This window comes from Actinomycetota bacterium (genome assembly GCA_041658565.1).
Classification (GTDB): domain Bacteria; phylum Actinomycetota; class AC-67; order AC-67; family AC-67; genus JBAZZY01.
Genome location: JBAZZY010000009.1, coordinates 61,516 through 77,103, shown reverse-complemented (window position 1 = coordinate 77,103; position 15,588 = coordinate 61,516). Strand labels below are relative to the sequence as shown.

General features: G+C 65.4%; 16 protein-coding genes and 1 tRNA gene. 10 read left to right on the top strand and 7 right to left on the bottom strand.

Annotated features, from left to right (window positions below; genetic code table 11):
* Positions 1 to 136: 136 nt before the first annotated feature.
* The 3 genes from WDA27_07045 to WDA27_07035 all read right to left on the bottom strand — a co-directional run bounded on the left by WDA27_07045 (position 137) and on the right by WDA27_07035 (position 2,175).
* Positions 137 to 907 carry an alpha/beta hydrolase gene (locus tag WDA27_07045; GenBank protein MFA5890691.1) on the bottom strand — a complete coding sequence of 257 codons (771 nt, stop codon included), beginning with the start codon at positions 905 to 907 and terminating at the stop codon, positions 137 to 139.
* Positions 907 to 2,082, bottom strand: a complete 1,176-nt coding sequence (locus WDA27_07040) for an amidohydrolase family protein (GenBank protein ID MFA5890690.1) — start codon at positions 2,080 to 2,082, stop codon at positions 907 to 909. Before WDA27_07040 ends, WDA27_07045 begins: the two co-directional genes overlap by 1 nt.
* 8 nt (positions 2,083 to 2,090) lie before the next feature.
* A tRNA-Leu gene (locus WDA27_07035) sits at positions 2,091 to 2,175 on the bottom strand.
* 134 nt (positions 2,176 to 2,309) lie between these two features.
* On the opposite strand from WDA27_07035, the gene WDA27_07030 reads away from it, so the two are divergent.
* From WDA27_07030 to pknB, 6 genes are all read left to right on the top strand, one after another.
* Positions 2,310 to 3,026 carry a DUF3662 and FHA domain-containing protein gene (locus tag WDA27_07030; GenBank protein MFA5890689.1) on the top strand — a complete coding sequence of 239 codons (717 nt, stop codon included), beginning with the start codon at positions 2,310 to 2,312 and terminating at the stop codon, positions 3,024 to 3,026.
* Complete coding sequence (locus WDA27_07025) at positions 3,027 to 3,476, top strand: FHA domain-containing protein (protein MFA5890688.1); 450 nt, start codon at positions 3,027 to 3,029, stop codon at positions 3,474 to 3,476.
* On the top strand, positions 3,476 to 4,585 hold the full coding sequence (locus WDA27_07020) for a Stp1/IreP family PP2C-type Ser/Thr phosphatase (protein ID MFA5890687.1): 1,110 nt from the start codon (positions 3,476 to 3,478) through the stop codon (positions 4,583 to 4,585). Before WDA27_07025 ends, WDA27_07020 begins: the two co-directional genes overlap by 1 nt.
* Positions 4,582 to 5,865 (top strand): FtsW/RodA/SpoVE family cell cycle protein, encoded by a 1,284-nt coding sequence (locus tag WDA27_07015; protein ID MFA5890686.1) that lies wholly within the window; start codon positions 4,582 to 4,584, stop codon positions 5,863 to 5,865. Before WDA27_07020 ends, WDA27_07015 begins: the two co-directional genes overlap by 4 nt.
* Positions 5,862 to 7,358, top strand: a complete 1,497-nt coding sequence (locus tag WDA27_07010) for a penicillin-binding transpeptidase domain-containing protein (GenBank protein ID MFA5890685.1) — start codon at positions 5,862 to 5,864, stop codon at positions 7,356 to 7,358. The genes WDA27_07015 and WDA27_07010 overlap by 4 nt, the downstream gene beginning before the upstream one ends.
* Positions 7,359 to 7,461: 103 nt before the next feature.
* The gene (gene pknB / locus WDA27_07005; GenBank protein ID MFA5890684.1) at positions 7,462 to 9,225 is read left to right on the top strand and encodes a Stk1 family PASTA domain-containing Ser/Thr kinase; all 1,764 of its coding nucleotides are present in this window, start codon (positions 7,462 to 7,464) and stop codon (positions 9,223 to 9,225) included.
* 37 nt (positions 9,226 to 9,262) lie between these two features.
* On the opposite strand, the gene WDA27_07000 is transcribed toward pknB, so the two are convergent.
* The 3 genes from WDA27_07000 to WDA27_06990 all read right to left on the bottom strand — a co-directional run bounded on the left by WDA27_07000 (position 9,263) and on the right by WDA27_06990 (position 12,320).
* Positions 9,263 to 9,871, bottom strand: a complete 609-nt coding sequence (locus WDA27_07000) for an aminodeoxychorismate/anthranilate synthase component II (GenBank protein ID MFA5890683.1) — start codon at positions 9,869 to 9,871, stop codon at positions 9,263 to 9,265.
* A gap of 16 nt (positions 9,872 to 9,887) precedes the next feature.
* Complete coding sequence (locus tag WDA27_06995; protein MFA5890682.1) at positions 9,888 to 11,570, bottom strand: long-chain fatty acid--CoA ligase; 1,683 nt, start codon at positions 11,568 to 11,570, stop codon at positions 9,888 to 9,890.
* 63 nt (positions 11,571 to 11,633) lie between these two features.
* A complete protein-coding gene (locus WDA27_06990; GenBank protein MFA5890681.1) occupies positions 11,634 to 12,320 on the bottom strand; it encodes a DUF881 domain-containing protein in 687 nt (228 codons plus the stop codon).
* A 73-nt stretch (positions 12,321 to 12,393) separates the two neighbouring features.
* Between WDA27_06990 and WDA27_06985 the strand changes: the two genes are divergently transcribed.
* The 4 genes from WDA27_06985 to WDA27_06970 all read left to right on the top strand — a co-directional run bounded on the left by WDA27_06985 (position 12,394) and on the right by WDA27_06970 (position 14,265).
* Positions 12,394 to 12,624, top strand: coding sequence for a cell division protein CrgA (locus tag WDA27_06985; protein MFA5890680.1), 231 nt, complete (start codon positions 12,394 to 12,396; stop codon positions 12,622 to 12,624).
* A 51-nt stretch (positions 12,625 to 12,675) separates the two neighbouring features.
* Positions 12,676 to 12,954 (top strand): metal-sensitive transcriptional regulator, encoded by a 279-nt coding sequence (locus WDA27_06980; GenBank protein MFA5890679.1) that lies wholly within the window; start codon positions 12,676 to 12,678, stop codon positions 12,952 to 12,954.
* A gap of 48 nt (positions 12,955 to 13,002) precedes the next feature.
* A complete protein-coding gene (locus tag WDA27_06975) occupies positions 13,003 to 13,251 on the top strand; it encodes a zinc ribbon domain-containing protein (GenBank protein MFA5890678.1) in 249 nt (82 codons plus the stop codon).
* Positions 13,252 to 13,413: 162 nt separating this feature from the next.
* Entirely contained in the window at positions 13,414 to 14,265 is an 852-nt protein-coding gene (locus WDA27_06970) for a 3-hydroxybutyryl-CoA dehydrogenase (GenBank protein MFA5890677.1), read from the top strand.
* 56 nt (positions 14,266 to 14,321) lie between these two features.
* On the opposite strand, the gene WDA27_06965 is transcribed toward WDA27_06970, so the two are convergent.
* Complete coding sequence (locus WDA27_06965) at positions 14,322 to 15,518, bottom strand: thiolase family protein (protein ID MFA5890676.1); 1,197 nt, start codon at positions 15,516 to 15,518, stop codon at positions 14,322 to 14,324.
* Positions 15,519 to 15,588 lie beyond the last annotated feature (70 nt).

Genomic DNA, 15,588 nt, shown 5'->3' with positions numbered 1-15,588 from the left:
GGTCCGCGCCCCGGTGGACCCCAGAGGTATCACCTCGAGTACTCGCGCTCAGCGCAAATCGTTTGCGCAGGGCGCGAGTACTCGCAACCACACACAAGGGTTGGACGACTTCCGTCCGCAACGGACGGACGCGCCGTCACGCGACGGTCGAACGCAGGAACTCCTCGATGTGGTCGGCGAGTTCCTCGTACGCGCGCAATGGCACCTCGCGCGGAGCGTCGAACACCTCGAGCGTCCCATTCGGAAGGCTTTCGGCGAGCCAACGGGCGGCTTCAAAGGGAACGACGTGGTCACCGCGAAGGTGCAGCACGAGAACCGGCGGCGTGACCCGCGGCAGAAACGAGCGCAAATCCTCATCGCGCGTGCGCTGCAACATGTCCGTAGCAGCTTCACGGCCGCACGCCTCCCAATCCTCACGCATCGCGATCGACGCCCCGGCGGGTTCGCGCTCGGCGCGCTCCAACTCGCCGAACGCGGCGTCCCACGCCGCGTCGGACAGACCGTACGGCCACTCGGGTCCGGAGCGCAGCCGCGGCGTCCCGCCGATGCAGATGACGGCGCGGACACGTTCAGGATGATGCCCCGCGTAGTGCAAGGCGAGCTGGCTACCGCGAACGCCGTGACCAAGCACGACAATGCCCTTCAAATCAAGGGAGTTTCCCATCGCTACGAGGTCGTGGCAGTCACGATCGTGCGAGTAGGGCGGCCCGGGCTTGTCCGACTTGCCGGTCCCGCGACGGTCGTAGAGCAACACGCGATGACGCTCGGCCAGGCGCCGGACGAGCGCGCTCGGCCGCATCGAGCGCGACGACAAGAACCAATGCGGGATCACCAGAAAAGTCGGATCACCCGAACCGATGAACTCGTAGGCGATATCGACTTGGTCCCCCCGAACCTTGCCCACCATTACCTCCGATCCAGCACGAGCCGCCCGGACTGCACGACTGCCGCAACCTTACTGTAGGCGGCCACGTTCTCGACCGGATCATCCTCCAGCAGCACGCAATCGGCGATGTTGCCCGCCTCCAGCGTACCGATCTCTCCCAGTCCCAGCAGTTGTGCCGCCTCGCGCGTCGCGGACTGCAACGCGCGCTCGAGCGGCAATCCGGCGTCGTGCATCAATCGCAACTCCGCGGCGAGTCCCCCGTGGAAGTTGTACGGCGTGCCGGCATCAGTCCCGGCCGCGATGCGCACTCCGGCGGCCACCGCGCGAGCAAACGAACCTCGGTGCACGACGAGCACCTCGGCCGACTTCGCGCGCGCGTACTCGGGAACGCCCGACCCGCCGTGGCTGATGCGATCCGGCGCCGACAGCGTCGGCACAAGCCAGGTTGGAGTCGCGATCATGTTCGCGATCGCCTCGTCCGACAAGAAGCAGCCGTGCTCGATCGAGTCGACGCCGGCGCGCGCCGCGGCCTCGATCCCCTCGGCCCCGATCGCGTGCGCAGCAACCCGCATCCCCCGAGCGCGCGCCTCGGTCACCGCCGCCGCCAACTGCTCGGGCGAAAACGCGGACTGCTGCGCCCCGATCCCCTCGGTCAGCACTCCCCCGGTCGCCATGAGTTTGACGATGCGCGCGCCGGCATTGTGCAGCGACCGAATCGCCCCAAGGATCTCGTCGGTCGATGAAACTTCATGACCGATGTAGTAGGCGTGCCCCCCAGGGACCGTCAGAACCTCGCCGGCGGTGACGATGCGCGCGCCATCGATCGCACCCCGCCGTTGGGCCTCGGCTGCGTCCAGAACGGACGTGCCGACCCCGCCGAGATCCCGCACCGTGGTGATTCCGGCCTCGAGCGCGCGCAAGGCATTCGACCGGCACAGGTCCGCCGCCACAGCGGGAGTCAGCCCCCGCGCGAACCCCTCGAAATCCGGCGACCCGTCGAAGCACAGGTGAACGTGGCAATCGATGAGCCCTGGGATAAGAAACCGGCCGGCCGCATCGATCACAGTAGAGCCGGCGGGCGCGGCCACGTGCGCGGCGGGACCCGCGTACAGGACCCGTTCGCCGTCGGCGATAAATAAGGCATCCTCGATGAGTCCGCCGCCCGACCCCACGTGCAGCCGGACGTTTCGGATCACCAACATCGTGGGGGACCGGGGATTTGAACCCCGATGAGCGTTAGCTCACACGGACCTGAACCGTGCGCGTCTGCCAAGTTCCGCCAGTCCCCCTGGCACTGCACGCGGCGCACGCGGCGCACGCGGGAAGCGAGTGTATCAGCCCCTACCGGGTCGGTTCCTGTCGGCACGATGACCGTCCAGCCACTGAGCAGGGCGTTCAGCCCAGGTTAGAATCGATCCGGCCCGTGAGCATCCTGCGGCAGTTCGAGAAGCGCCTCGAAGGCATCGTCGAGGGGTTCTTCGCGCGGGCCCTCCCCGGCGGAGGCGTCCAGCCGATCGAGCTGGGCAAGCGCATGGTGCGGGCCATGGAGGAGGGCAAGACCACCGCCGCAAGCGGCGCGGTCTTCGTCCCAAACGAGTTCACGTTCCGCCTTGCCGCCAAGGACTTCGAGCGTCTGATGCAGATCCGAGGCACGCTAAAGAAAGAGTTGATCGCCGTTGCCCGGCGCGCGGCCGCAGCCGAGAACTGGAAGACGGTCGGGCCGCCCGAGATCTCCCTTCTCCAAGAGCCCCGGCAGGCAGCCGGCACGTTCGGGATCAACGCCGAGTTCCTCGAATCCGCCCAGCCCGAGCCCGAGGCAGGCCCGCAGACGCAACTCATTCAGATGTCTCTGGATGCAGACGCCGAACTCGTGCAGATCGGGAAGGACACCCGCGTCTGGCCGCTGTCGAAGGAGACGGTCGTGATCGGACGCGGCGACTGGTGCGACGTGATGATTCCCGACCCCGGCGTGTCACGCCGTCATGCCGAAATCCGGCGTGAAGGCGACGAGTGGGTCGTGCTGGACCTGGGCTCGACAAACGGAACCGAGATCAACGGCAAGCGGGTCAACAGGCATCGTCTGGCCGTGGGAGATCGCCTGGTGATCGGAGAGACAACTTTGGAATTCCGGAGGCCGTAGTTGCCACCCATCGTTCTTACGATTCTGAAGTTCCTGTTCCTCGCGCTGCTGTACCTGTTCATCGCGCGCGCCGTGCGAATCGTCTACCTCGACCTGGTCGGCTCGCGCGCGCCCAAGGCCGGCGGCACACAGGCCAAGTCGTCCGGCAAGCGCCGAGGGCACCCGCGGCAGATCGCAGTGAACGAGCCCGAGAAGCCCGAACGCCAACTCCCGCTCGACGACGCCGACGTCACATTCGGCCGTACCGAAGCCTGCACCGTCCCCCTTGACGACACCTATGTCTCGACCTTGCACGCCCGCCTGTTCTCCAAGGACGGAACCTGGTTCGTCGAGGACCTCGGGTCCACCAACGGCACCTACCTCAATCGGATCAAGGTCACATCCCCCTCCCCGCTGGCGGTCGGCGACGAGGTCCGCGTCGGCAAGACCGTCGTGGAGATCCGTCGCTGATGAGTTCGTTTGAACTGCGGTCGGGGTCTCGCACCGACGTCGGGCGCGCGCGTGAGCAGAACGAGGACGCAATGTTCGCCGGCCTACACACGTTCGCGGTTGCCGACGGACTCGGCGGACACCGCGCAGGCGAGGTTGCCAGCAACCTCGCCCTTGAGTCGATCCAGGCCCTGGACACGCTAAGTCCCACGCGCGCGGCCGCGGGACTGGGCGACGCCGTGCGCAAGGCAAACAGAGCAGTACACGATCAGTCTCAACGCGACCCCGAACTCAAAGGCATGGGAACCACCATGACCGCAGTCGTCGTCGAGAGCGGCGATGCGCATCTGGCGCATGTCGGAGACTCGCGGGCGTACCTGCTCCGCGGCGGACGGATTCAGCGCATCTCGCGCGACCACACGCTCGTCGCGCGCATGGTGGACGAAGGCAAGATTTCAGCCGAAGAAGCGGCGAATCACCCGCAACGATCGATCTTGACGCGCGCGCTCGGCGCCGAGCGCGATGTCGACGTGGACGCCGCCCAAATCCCCCTGGCATCGGGCGATCGTCTGGTGTTGTGCTCCGACGGACTAACCGGCGTGCTGGACGACGACGAGATTTGCGCGTTCGCCGGCGACGGCGACGACCTCGACGAGATCTGCTCGCGCATGGTGAACGAGGCGAACACGCGCGGCGGACCGGACAACATCACGGTGGTCGTGGTGGAAGTGACGGGCTCCGGCGGTACGTCGGCGCCGCGCTCACGGCAGCACGCTCGCCGCAATCCAAGACTCCCAGTGCGCGCGCTCATCTGGATGGCGCTCATCGCGGCCGCCGCCTTCGGCGCCATCTTCGTCGCCCGCACGGTAACGAACAACAACTTCTACGTCGGAGTAACCGGCGACGAGGTGGCGATCTTCCGCGGGTTTCCTCCAGAAGAGATCCCCCGGATACCACTTCGCCTCGTAGAGAAGACGGGAATCAAAGTCTCGGAACTCCCGGATTGGCTGGGAGTCAAGGTTCGGAAGGGAGCTCCGTACAAGTCCCTATCCGAGGCGAGGGCCTACGTAGACGACCTGCGGCAATCCAAGCCCAAACCTTCCGCGTCTCCCACTGGGGAAGAACCGTGAGGCCACGAAACGCCGAGTTGGGGCTCTTGGTGCTCGCGATCATCATCGCGTTCGGCACGAGCGCTCTGGTTGACGTCGCAGGTTCCCCCGGCGTCTCGGCCGAAGCGATCCGTTTCACAGTGGTCCTCGCCGTCCTCGCGGTGGGCGCGCACATCGCAGTTCGCAAGCTTGCACCGTCGGCCGATCCGACGCTGCTCGGCATCGCGATCCTGCTGTCGGGATTCGGCTTCGGTGTCATCCGCCGTATCGATCCCAGGCTGGCCGATGCGCAGCTTGCCTGGATCGCCGTCGGAGTGGGCGCCTTCGCGCTGACTCTGCTGCTGGTCCGCGATTATCGGATCCTGGAGAACTTCCGGTACTCACTAATGCTCGTCGGAATCGTCCTGCTCCTACTGCCGGTAACACCGATCGGGACCGACCTCAGTCGCTCTGCGCGGCTGTGGGTGCAGCTCGGGCCGCTGACGTTCCAGCCGTCGGAGATAGCCAAGGTCGTTCTGGCAACCTTCGTAGCCGGCTACCTCGCCGTCAAGCACGAAGTGATGACCATCTCCTCGTTCCGGATCGGCCCACTCGGGATCCCCGCCCCACGCCACTTCGGTCCGCTCCTGATGGCGTGGGGCCTTTCGCTAGCGGTCATGTTCTACGAGAAAGACCTCGGGTCCTCGATGTTGTTCTTCGCGCTGTACGTGGTGACCTTGTACGCGGCCACCTCTCGCGGGGCTTATGCGCTTGCCGGCCTCGGGTTGTTCGCCGTCGGCATCAACATCGCCTATCACCGCTTCGCCCACGTCGCCGCGCGCGTGCAGGACTGGCTCAACCCGTGGCCGAACTTCCAGGGCAGCGGCCGCCAGATCGTGCAATCGGCTTTCGCGCTGGGCACCGGCGGCTTCACCGGCGTCGGCCTGGGACGAGGCCACCCCGAGCTGATCGATCCCGGTCTGCGCTCGGGCACCCTGCCGACCGACTTCATCTTTGCGGCCGTCGGAGAGGAACTCGGTCTGCTCGGAACCGTCGCACTGCTGCTGCTGTTCGGACTGATCGTCGCGCGAGGGTTTCACATCGCCCTGCGTTCGCGCGATCACTTCGGCACGCTGCTTGCGACCGGGCTCACGATCATCATCGGCCTGCAGTCGCTGCTCATCATGGGAGGGGTTTCCCGCCTGCTCCCCCTCACCGGCATCACCTTGCCGTTCGTTAGTTACGGAGGGTCGAGTTTGCTGGCAAACTTCATTCTCATCGCGTTGTTGATGCGCGTATCCGACGCCGAGGCGGTGCGATGAACCGCACGATCCGTCGCGTCGCGCTCGCGCTCGGAATGGCCTTCCTCGCGCTGTTCGTCCAACTAAACTACGTGCAACTCGTGCGCTCCCGCGCGCTCACCGAAGACCCTCGCAACCGTCGCCGAATCATTCAGGAATACGGCACGCGCCGCGGAGAAATCCTGGCCGGCGGCCTGGAGATCGCGCGTTCGATCCCCTCGGGTGATTCGCAGTACCGATACGGACGCGAGTACCCGCTGAAGGCCTTGTTCGGCCCCATCACGGGCTACTACTCCTTCATCTACGGCGCAACCGGACTCGAGCGCACATACAACGACGTCATGCTCGGACGCGAACCGGCGGCGCCGCAGGACTGGGTGGACAGCCTGCTCGGACGCACCCGGGAAGGCAACATCCTCGAGCTGACGATGAACCCTGCCCTGCAGCGAATCGCGCGCGCGAAGTTCGGCAAACAACTCGGCGCGGCGGCGGTCGTGGACACCGAAACCGGTGCGGTGCTCGGCTTGTATGCGAACCCGATGTACGACCCCAACGGGCTGTCGGAGCCGCCGTCGCGCCAGGCGCAATCCCGCAAGGTTTGGGATGTGCTCAACACCAACCCGCTGAGGCCGCTTACCTTCCGCGCGACACAAGAGCGCTACCCGCCGGGGTCCACGTTCAAGATCATCACCGCCGCCGCCGGGCTCGAGAACGGGATGAAGACGACGACGACCTTCCCCAACCCGCGGCGACTGAACTTGCCCGACACCGACAAAGCGCTACGCAACTTCAGCGGTGGCGCGTGCGCCGGCGGCGGCCGCATCAGCATGGCTCGGGGCTTTCGAGTCTCGTGCAACACGACCTTCGCCCAGATCGCAATGAAGATTGGGCCGACCAAGCTCGAGGCGATGGCCACGAAATTCGGGCTGAACGGTGACCCGGTCTTCGACATCCCGCTGGTCCCAAGCTGCGTGCGTGCGTTCCCCGGGGCCGGCTGCGACATCGCGCAGGACTTGTCGCGCCCGGCCACCGCCTACAGCGGCATAGGCCAGCAGGACGTCCGCATCACACCACTTCAAATGGCGTTGGTTGCGGCGACCGTAGAGAACAGCGGGAAGGTCGCACGGCCGTACCTCGTCTCTCGGATTCGCGATGCGTCCGGCAAGGTGATCTACCACACGGTTCCGCGCGTATCGAAGCCGATCTACTCCAAAGCCACTGCGAAGGGGATGCGCGCGATGATGGCCGACGTCGCGTGCAGAGGAACCGGCCGGGTAGTAGGTCTGCGCAACTCGTGCAGCGGCAAGGTCGGAGGGAAGACCGGCACCGCCCAGACCGGCGTGAAAGGTGAGGCTCCTCACGTATGGTTCGTCGCGTGGGGCGACGGAGTGGCCGTCGCGGTTGTAGTCGAGAACGGCGGCGACCTCGGTGCAGACGCGACCGGCGGTCGCGTAGCGGGACCGATCGCAAAGGCATTGCTCGAACGGGCCCTGAAAGATCGGAGCAAGAAATGACGATGCCGTCTCGGGACGCGACGCCCCCGCGAAGGGTGCTACCGTTTGCGCTACCGCATGAGCACAAACCAGCCGACCTCATGACGCGAAAGGACCTTCTGCCGTGACGCGACGCCGGAGCGGTGCTGCGCTCTCCGACCGCTACGAGTTGGACTACCAACTCGGCGCCGGCGGGATGGCCGAGGTGTACCTGGGCCGCGATCGCGTGCTCGGACGCACCGTCGCGGTCAAGACACTGCTCGGCCAATACGCCGGCGATCAGCACTTCATCGAGCGCTTCCGGCGTGAGGCCCAGTCTGCTGCATCACTGAACCACCCGAACATCGTCGGGGTGTACGACACCGGATCCGACGCGGGAACGCACTACATCGTGATGGAGTACATCGAGGGCCAAACCCTGCGCGAGGTGATTCGCGAGGAAGGGCCGTTGCTCCCCGAGCGCGCCGCCGAGATCGCCGCGGACGTCTGCGCAGGCCTCGGCTTCGCGCACGCGCACGGCATCGTGCACCGCGACATCAAGCCGGCCAACATCATGATCACGCCCTCGGGTGCGGTGAAGGTCACCGACTTCGGCATCGCGCGCGCCGCGACCGGCGAGACCGTAACGCAGACCGCCATGGTGTTGGGAACCGCGCAGTACTTCTCCCCCGAGCAAGCGCACTCGGCCCCGGTGGACGCGCGCAGCGACCTCTACTCCCTCGGCGTGGTTCTCTACGAAATGCTCACGCGCCAGCCGCCCTTCACAGGTTCGTCGCCGGTCGCGATCGCCTACAAGCACGTCAAGGAAACTCCGATCCAGCCCAGCCGCCTGAACCCCGACGTGCCGGCCTCACTCGAATCGATCGTGCTCAAGGCGATGGCGAAGAACCCCGACAACCGCTACCAATCCGCGCAGGAAATGCGCGAGGACTTGCTGCGCGCGCTTCACGGCCAGCCGGTCGAAGCGACCCCGGTGCTGGGCGACGCAACCGGAGTCATTCCGGCGCTGTCCGACGAGACGATCATCATCGAGCGCTCCGGCGGCGGATACGCCTCGGTACGTCGGCCTCCAACGGCAGAGCAACGGCGGCGGCGCACGGGAATCATCCTGCTGACGCTGATCGTGCTCGCGATCCTGGGCGTCGGCGCCTGGGCATTCATGGGGATCTTGGGCGGCGCCTCGCCGGCCACGGTGCCCGACGTGCGCGGTGAATCGATCAGCACGGCAACCGATCGCCTGGAGAAAGCCGGCTTCAAGTTCGAGATCCTGGATCCCGTCTACTCGGACAAGTACCCGGGCGGAACGGTCGCAACACAGAACCCCGCCCCCGGCGAGCGCGTTGACAAGCGCACGGTGAGCGTGAAGATCGCAGTGTCGCGCGGCCTGGACTTCATTCAGGCCCCCGATGTGGTCGGCAAGACCGAGACGCAGGCTCGACGGCTGATCGAGGACGCCGGACTCAAGGTCGGCGACGTCACCCGAGAGCCGAGCGCCACCGTCGGTTTCGGACGCGTGATTCGCCAGGACCCCACCGCGCGCGGCTCCGTTCAGCGCGGAGATCCGGTAGACCTCACCATCTCGAGCGGACGCACGACGGCGATCGTGCCCGACGTGCGCAACTTCCTCTCGGACGACGCCTGCAACCGCATCGAGGGCGAAGGCTTCAATTGCCAGATTGTGAAGCAACCGCAAAGCGCCGAATGCTCGGTGGAAGTCGGGCGGGTCTGCCGTCAGGATCCCGAACCAAACAGGCGCATCGCGACAGGATCGACGGTAACGATCTACGTCGCGGAGGAACCGGCTCCCGAACCGACACCGTCGCCCACTCCGTCGCCGACACCGTCCACCCCGGTCCCAACGGACTCGTCACCACCACCGTCGCCGTAGCCGGATACGCCGACCACCCGTCGGCCGAAGCGGCCGGCTACGCGCGCGCGCCGGAGGGAACGCACCGCGCAAGGAAGTTGCGCAGCAAGCGCATTCCCTCCGCGGTCAGCACGCTCTCGGGATGAAACTGCACGCCTTCGATAGGCAGATCTCGGTGCCGAAGAGCCATCACGAGTTCGTCGTCGGTTTCTGCGATGACCTTCAGGTCGTGCGGCAACGACGAGCGTTCGACGACCAGCGAGTGGTAACGGGTTGCTTCAAATGGAATCGGAAGACCGTCCAGCAAGCCCTCACCCCGGTGGTATATCTGCGAGGTCTTGCCGTGCACCAGTTGCGGCGCGCGCACGATCCTGCCGCCGAACACGTAGGCAATGCACTGATGGCCCAGGCATACGCCCAGCAGCGGAACGGTCGAGCCGAACTCACGGATGACGTCGTTTGAGATCCCGATGTCGCGCGGGTTCTCGGGCGAGCCGGGTCCCGGCGAGATGACGATTCCGTCGGCGTCGAACGCGGCCACATCCGCAAGAGACCACGCATCGTTGCGCACCACCGTTGGGTCGGCGCCGAGTTCCGCCAACTCCTGCACCAGGTTGTAGGTGAAGGAGTCGTAGTTGTCGACGACCAGAATCCGCGGCGCGCTCATTGCCTTTTCGCTCGCGTCACTCGCCTCCGGCCATCTTCTGCTTCTCTTCCTCAACGAGCGCGCGCCGCAGAACCTTGCCGACCAACGTCTTGGGCAACTCGACGCGGAACTCGTACTGCTTGGGAACCTTGTACGCAGTCAGGCGCTCGCGACAGAACGCATCAATCTCCTCGGTCGTCGCCGACTCGCCGGGCTTCAGCACGATGTACGCCTTCACCGTTTCGCCGGAGGTCTTGTGTGGCAATCCCGCAACGGCCGCCTCCAGGACCTTTGGGTTCTGGTACAGCACTTCCTCGACGTCACGCGGGTAGACGTTGAAGCCGCCCACCAAGATCATGTCCTTCTTGCGGTCCACGATCTTGAAATAGCCCTCTTCATCCACTTCGGCCACGTCGCCGGTGTGCAGCCAACCATCCCGCAGAACCTCCGCGGTTTCCTCAGGCTTGTTCCAGTAGCCGCGCATGACCTGGGGGCCGCGCAGACACAGTTCGCCGGGACCCGGCGCGGGAACTTCCTTCGAGGGATCTTCCACGTCCACGAGTTTGCAGTCGGTCCCGGGAACCGGAAGGCCGATGGTGCCGATCTTGCGCTTTCCGTAAACGGGGTTGGCGTGCGTCAGCGGCGAGGTCTCCGACAAACCGTACCCCTCGACGAGTCGGCCGCCGGTTACCTTCTCCCACTGCTCCTGGACCTCGACCGGCAACGGCGCTGCGCCCGACAAGCAAATACGCACCGACTTTACGTCGTGATTGGCAAGGTCAGGATGCGCGAGCAAGTTCGCGTACAGCGTCGGCACGCCGGGGAACAGCGTCGGCTTCGACCGGGTGATCGTCTTCAACACGTCGTTCAGATCGCGGGGGTTCGGGACCAGCACGATGAGTGCCGCAAGGCGGATGCCGACGCTCATGCAGATCGTCTGCCCGTAAGCGTGGAACATCGGCAGCGCGCACAACAAAGTCTCCTTACCCGGCTGCGCGTCGGTGAACCACACCTTGGCCTGCGTGCAGTTCGCCACCAGGTTGTAGTGGGTCAGCATGACGCCCTTGGAGACACCGGTCGTGCCGCCCGTGTACTGCAACAGCGCGAGGTCCTCTTTGGCATTCACCGGAGTCTGCGCGACGCCGCCTTTGGCGGTGCGCATAAGTTCCTTCCAGAACTTAACCGGGTCACCCACGGGAACCGGTGCAAGCAATTCCTTCTTGAGCTTCGGACCGAGCAGGGCCTTGATCCCATGCAGGCCGTCGAAGACCGTCGTGACGATGACTTCCCGCAGCGCGGGCAACTCCGTCCGAATAGCACGGACTTTCGCGTACATCTGGTCCAGCGTCACAAGAACCTCGACGCCGGCGTCGGCGAGCTGATGCTGCAATTCACGCTCGGTGTACAAAGGGTTGTTCTCGACAACAACGGCGGCAAGACGCAGCGCCGCGAAATACGCGATCACGTTCTGAGGAACGTTCGGCAGAATGATCCCGACGCGCGTTCCCTTCTTAACACCGAGGTCGCGCAGGATGCCGGCGAACTTGTCGACCTCCTCTGCGAGCTTGACGTAGGTCAACCGCTGCCCCTGGAAGTCCAAGGCGGGATTGTTGGGGAAGTCGCGAACCGCATCGTCCAGAAGACTCGTCAGCGGCGCCTCCGGGAAATCGATCTCCTCCGGGACTCCCGTCGGATAGCTCTTCACCCAAATGCGGTCCATGCACATCCCCCTTCGTTGCCGTCCGCCCGATTCTCGCCCACTCGGACCCCCCTCGACAAACTTCTAGGACAGTTTGGCAAGATCCGTCGAGACAACGCCGGTGTACGCCGGCACCGAAACACGACTCTGGGCGCGCACATCGAACCCGAGTCGGTAGTCCTCAACAAAGATGCGAAAGCGACGCACGAGCGAATCCGCGTCGAGCCCGGCGATGAGGCTTGGGGGATCCCCGATCGCCGAAATGCGATACGGCGGCGAGTAGACCGACCCGTGCAGCAGCAGAGTGTTGCCGACGCAGCGCACCGCGCTGACCGACGTAAGACGCTCGCCGTTGATCGATATGGCCTCGGCGCCGGCGCTCCACAAGGCGTTGACCACCGCTTGAAGGTCCTGCTCGTGGATCACTAGGTCGTTGAGGTCCCCGGACGGGGAGGTTCGCAGCGTCGAGTCGCGCATCTCGATCAACACTCCGGTCCCGTCCGCGGCGGACAAGCCGACGACCCGGCCGAGCATCTCGATCTGCCGCTCGATGACGGTCAGACGCTCCTCGCGCGCGCCCATGTGGACCTGCAGCGTCTCCCAATCACGCTGAAGCGCCTCCAGTTGATCGCGCAAACGGTGGGAGCGGGCGTCCTCGCGCGCGATCAGATCGACCAGCGTTGACAGGCGGGCGACGCGGGGGCCGGGCGGCGCGCTGCGCACGGCAAGCACAATCGTGAAGCCCAGCAGGGCAAGGGCTAGATGGGGCACGAATCGGAGACCAGGGAAGGATCGTTGCCGCACGGTTCTGTCCGCCGGTTGAGGTGCGGGTACTATAGCGCGCATGCCTGTTTCCAAATCCAAGCGCGTGCGCTACAAGGCGCCGCCAAAACCCAAGCCCAAGCCGTCTCCGGTATGGGTCCCATGGCTCATGCTCGGGCTCCTCGGCGTCGGAGTGCTCGATCTCGTGCTGTACTACCTCGGCCTGCTGCCGGGAGGCTCGCCGCTGTGGGGGCTGCTGTCCGGGTTCACCTTCATCGCCGGCGGCTTCTTCACCGGCGTGTTCTGGCGATAAGCGCGGCATCCCGAGTGTCGGAGTCATACCCCCACGGGGTATAATCAAGCCGTGGTTTACTTGTACGGAGAGAGCAAAGAGCAGCTCCTGTCGCGCCTGCGCAAGATCGAGGGGCAGATTCGCGGCGTGGCACGCATGGTCGAAGAAGACAACTACTGCGTCGACATCCTGACTCAGATCAACGCAGCCACGGGCGCCTTGGAGAAGGTTGGTCTGCACCTGTTGTCCGACCACATCCGCGGCTGCGTGCGAGACGCGGTGGACACCCCGGAGGAGGACGCCAAGGTCGCCGAGTTGGTCGGGGTCGTGGAACGGTTTCTCAAGACGTAATTACAACGCTGTAGTCTTTCCCCAGTCTGTGGACAGAGGTGTGGAGAAGTGCCGATCTACGAATTCAAGTGCACCGGCTGCGACGAACACGAGGAGCACACGCTGGCCTTCAGCGACCCGCACCCCGAGTCGTGCAGCGCTTGCGGGGCCCCGCTCAAGCGGGTTTGGAGCGGGCGAGTTCACATCTCGCTCGTGGGGTGGGGGTTCTCCAAGACCGACGGCCTGCTGCCGGACAACGGCCCTCGCCGGGACTTCAAGGCCCTGAAAGAGCGCGCTCAGCGAATCGTCGACGAGTAGCGCCGTCGGCTTACCGGCTCTCTTCTCCTCGGATCATCTCTTCGCCGCGGTGCCGCAGGGGCGATTCCGTTCTCACGCGCGCGGGTTTGGTGTCGGCCGCGCGCGCCGCCTAGATTCTGTCGAGAAGATACGCCACAAGCGTCTCCAGGAGGCGAGGAAGCCATGGAACGAATCGGTGTCGTCGGGTGTGGGCTAATGGGGTCCGGGATCGCCGAGGTACTGGCGCGCGCCGGACTCAACGTCGCAGTCAAAGAAATCAGCGAGTCGGCGCTGGAGGCCGGGCGCGGCAGAATCGAGCACAGCCTGGCGCGCGCGGTCTCCCGAGGAAAGATGACCGACGACGAGCACGCCGCGGTCCGCGGTCGCATCGCCTACACGTCGGGCTGGGATGGATTCGACTCCGTCGAGTTGGTGATCGAGGCCGTCGTAGAGGACGAGGAGCTGAAGAAGAAGCTCTTCGAGAGCCTGGACTCCGTCACCCCGCGCGATGCGATTCTGGCGACGAACACTTCCTCGGTTCCGATCATGAAACTGGCGTCGGCGACTTCGCGCGCCGGCCAAGTGCTCGGCTTGCACTTCTTCAACCCGGTCCCTGTGATGCCGCTCGTCGAGATCGTCCCGGCGCTCACGACTGCCGACAAGACTCTGCAGATCGCACGCGAGTTCGTCGAGAACGACCTCGGCAAAAAGACCGTAATGGCGCGCGACCGCGCCGGGTTTGTGGTCAACCGTTTGCTCATCCCCTACTTGCTCGACGCGGTGCGGATGCTTGAAAGCGGCTTCGCGACGCTCGAAGACATCGACCAGGGAATGGTCCTGGGCTGCAACCACCCGATGGGGCCCTTGGCGCTGTCGGATCTGATCGGCCTGGACACACTGCACGCCGTCGCGCGCAGTTTGTTCGAAGAATTCAAGGAGCCGCTGTACGCGCCGCCGCCGCTGCTGTCGCGGATGGTCGAGGCCGGCCTGCTCGGCCGCAAGTCCGGCCGCGGCTTCCACGACTACGGCCGGTAAGCCGGCAGAATACGCGACGGCCGCCGGATATCCGGCGGCCGTCGGAGTTTGGTGCGTTAGCTCAGGCGCTCGATGATCGTAGCGTTGGCCATGCCGCCGCCCTCACACATCGTCTGCAGGCCGTAGCGCGCGCCGCGGCGCTCGAGTTCGTACAGCATCGTCGTCATCAGGCGCGCGCCCGATGCTCCCAGCGGGTGTCCCAGCGCGATCGCGCCGCCGTTGGGGTTAACGTTCTTGTCGAACCAGGCGTCGTCGGCGCCCACGTCCTTCTTCCACGCAACCAGCACTGTGGCGAAGGCCTCGTTGATCTCGACGACGTCGATGTCTCCGAGGTTCAAGCCGGCGCGCGCCAGAACCTTCTGCGTCGCCGGGATCGGGGCCGTCAGCATCAGCACCGGGTCGGCGGCTGTAACCGCGAACGAGTGGAACCGCGCGCGCGGCTTCAGACCGAGTTCCTTAGCCTTCTCGGGCGTCATGATCAACAGCGCGGCAGAACCGTCGGTGATCTGCGACGAGTTCGCAGCCGTGGTGATCCACTTGAGTTCCGGGAACTTCGCCGCGGCATCCTCGGTGTAGAACGCCGGCTTCAACGACGCAAGCTTCTCGGCCGAGGTCTCACGCAGACCCTCGTCGGTGTCGAAGACGCGCGCGTCGCCGTCGGCGCCGACCTTGATCGGAAGGATCTCGCGAGTGAAACGACCTTCCTTCGTCGCCTGCTGCGCGAGCAACTGCGAGCGCAGCCCAATGGCGTCGACTTCCTCGCGGGTGATGCCCCAGCGAGCCGCGATCAACTCCGAGCTGATTCCCTGCGGAACCAGGTTGCCGTCGTAGCGCTCGTTCATCGATGCGGTGAAGGGAAACCCGCCGGCCAGCGAAGCGCCCATGCCGACGCGCGTCATGCTCTCGACGCCGCACGCGACGACGATGTCGTTCGCGCCGGACATGACCGCCTGCGCCGCGAAATGCGCCGCCTGCTGCGACGAACCACACTGACGGTCGACGGTCGTGGCCGGGACGTGCTCGGGCAAGCCGGCCGCGAGCCAAGCGTTGCGAGTGATGTTGAACGCTTGGTCGCCGACCTGCGACACGCAGCCGCCGATGACGTCGTCGACGAGGCCGGCGTCGATGCCGGTGCGATCGATCAGCTCGTTCAGCGTCATCCCGAGCAGATCCACCGGGTGGATGTCCTTCAGCGCCCCACCGCGGCGTCCGAGCGGCGTTCTCACCGCTTCAACAATGACAGCTTCACGCATGGTTCCCCCTTGTGGATTGTCGGGCCGCAGGCCCCGGTCGAAAGTTACGTTACCCGCCGGTAACTGTACG

Coding starts and splice junctions, on each gene's coding strand:
- WDA27_07045 (MFA5890691.1), bottom strand. CDS start 907: ATGGTGGGCAAGGTTCGGGGGGACCAAGTCGATATCGCCTACGAGTTC.
- WDA27_07020 (MFA5890687.1), top strand. CDS start 3,476: ATGAGTTCGTTTGAACTGCGGTCGGGGTCTCGCACCGACGTCGGGCGC.
- WDA27_07010 (MFA5890685.1), top strand. CDS start 5,862: ATGAACCGCACGATCCGTCGCGTCGCGCTCGCGCTCGGAATGGCCTTC.
- WDA27_07000 (MFA5890683.1), bottom strand. CDS start 9,871: ATGAGCGCGCCGCGGATTCTGGTCGTCGACAACTACGACTCCTTCACC.
- WDA27_06995 (MFA5890682.1), bottom strand. CDS start 11,570: ATGGACCGCATTTGGGTGAAGAGCTATCCGACGGGAGTCCCGGAGGAG.
- WDA27_06985 (MFA5890680.1), top strand. CDS start 12,394: ATGCCTGTTTCCAAATCCAAGCGCGTGCGCTACAAGGCGCCGCCAAAA.
- WDA27_06970 (MFA5890677.1), top strand. CDS start 13,414: ATGGAACGAATCGGTGTCGTCGGGTGTGGGCTAATGGGGTCCGGGATC.
- WDA27_06965 (MFA5890676.1), bottom strand. CDS start 15,518: ATGCGTGAAGCTGTCATTGTTGAAGCGGTGAGAACGCCGCTCGGACGC.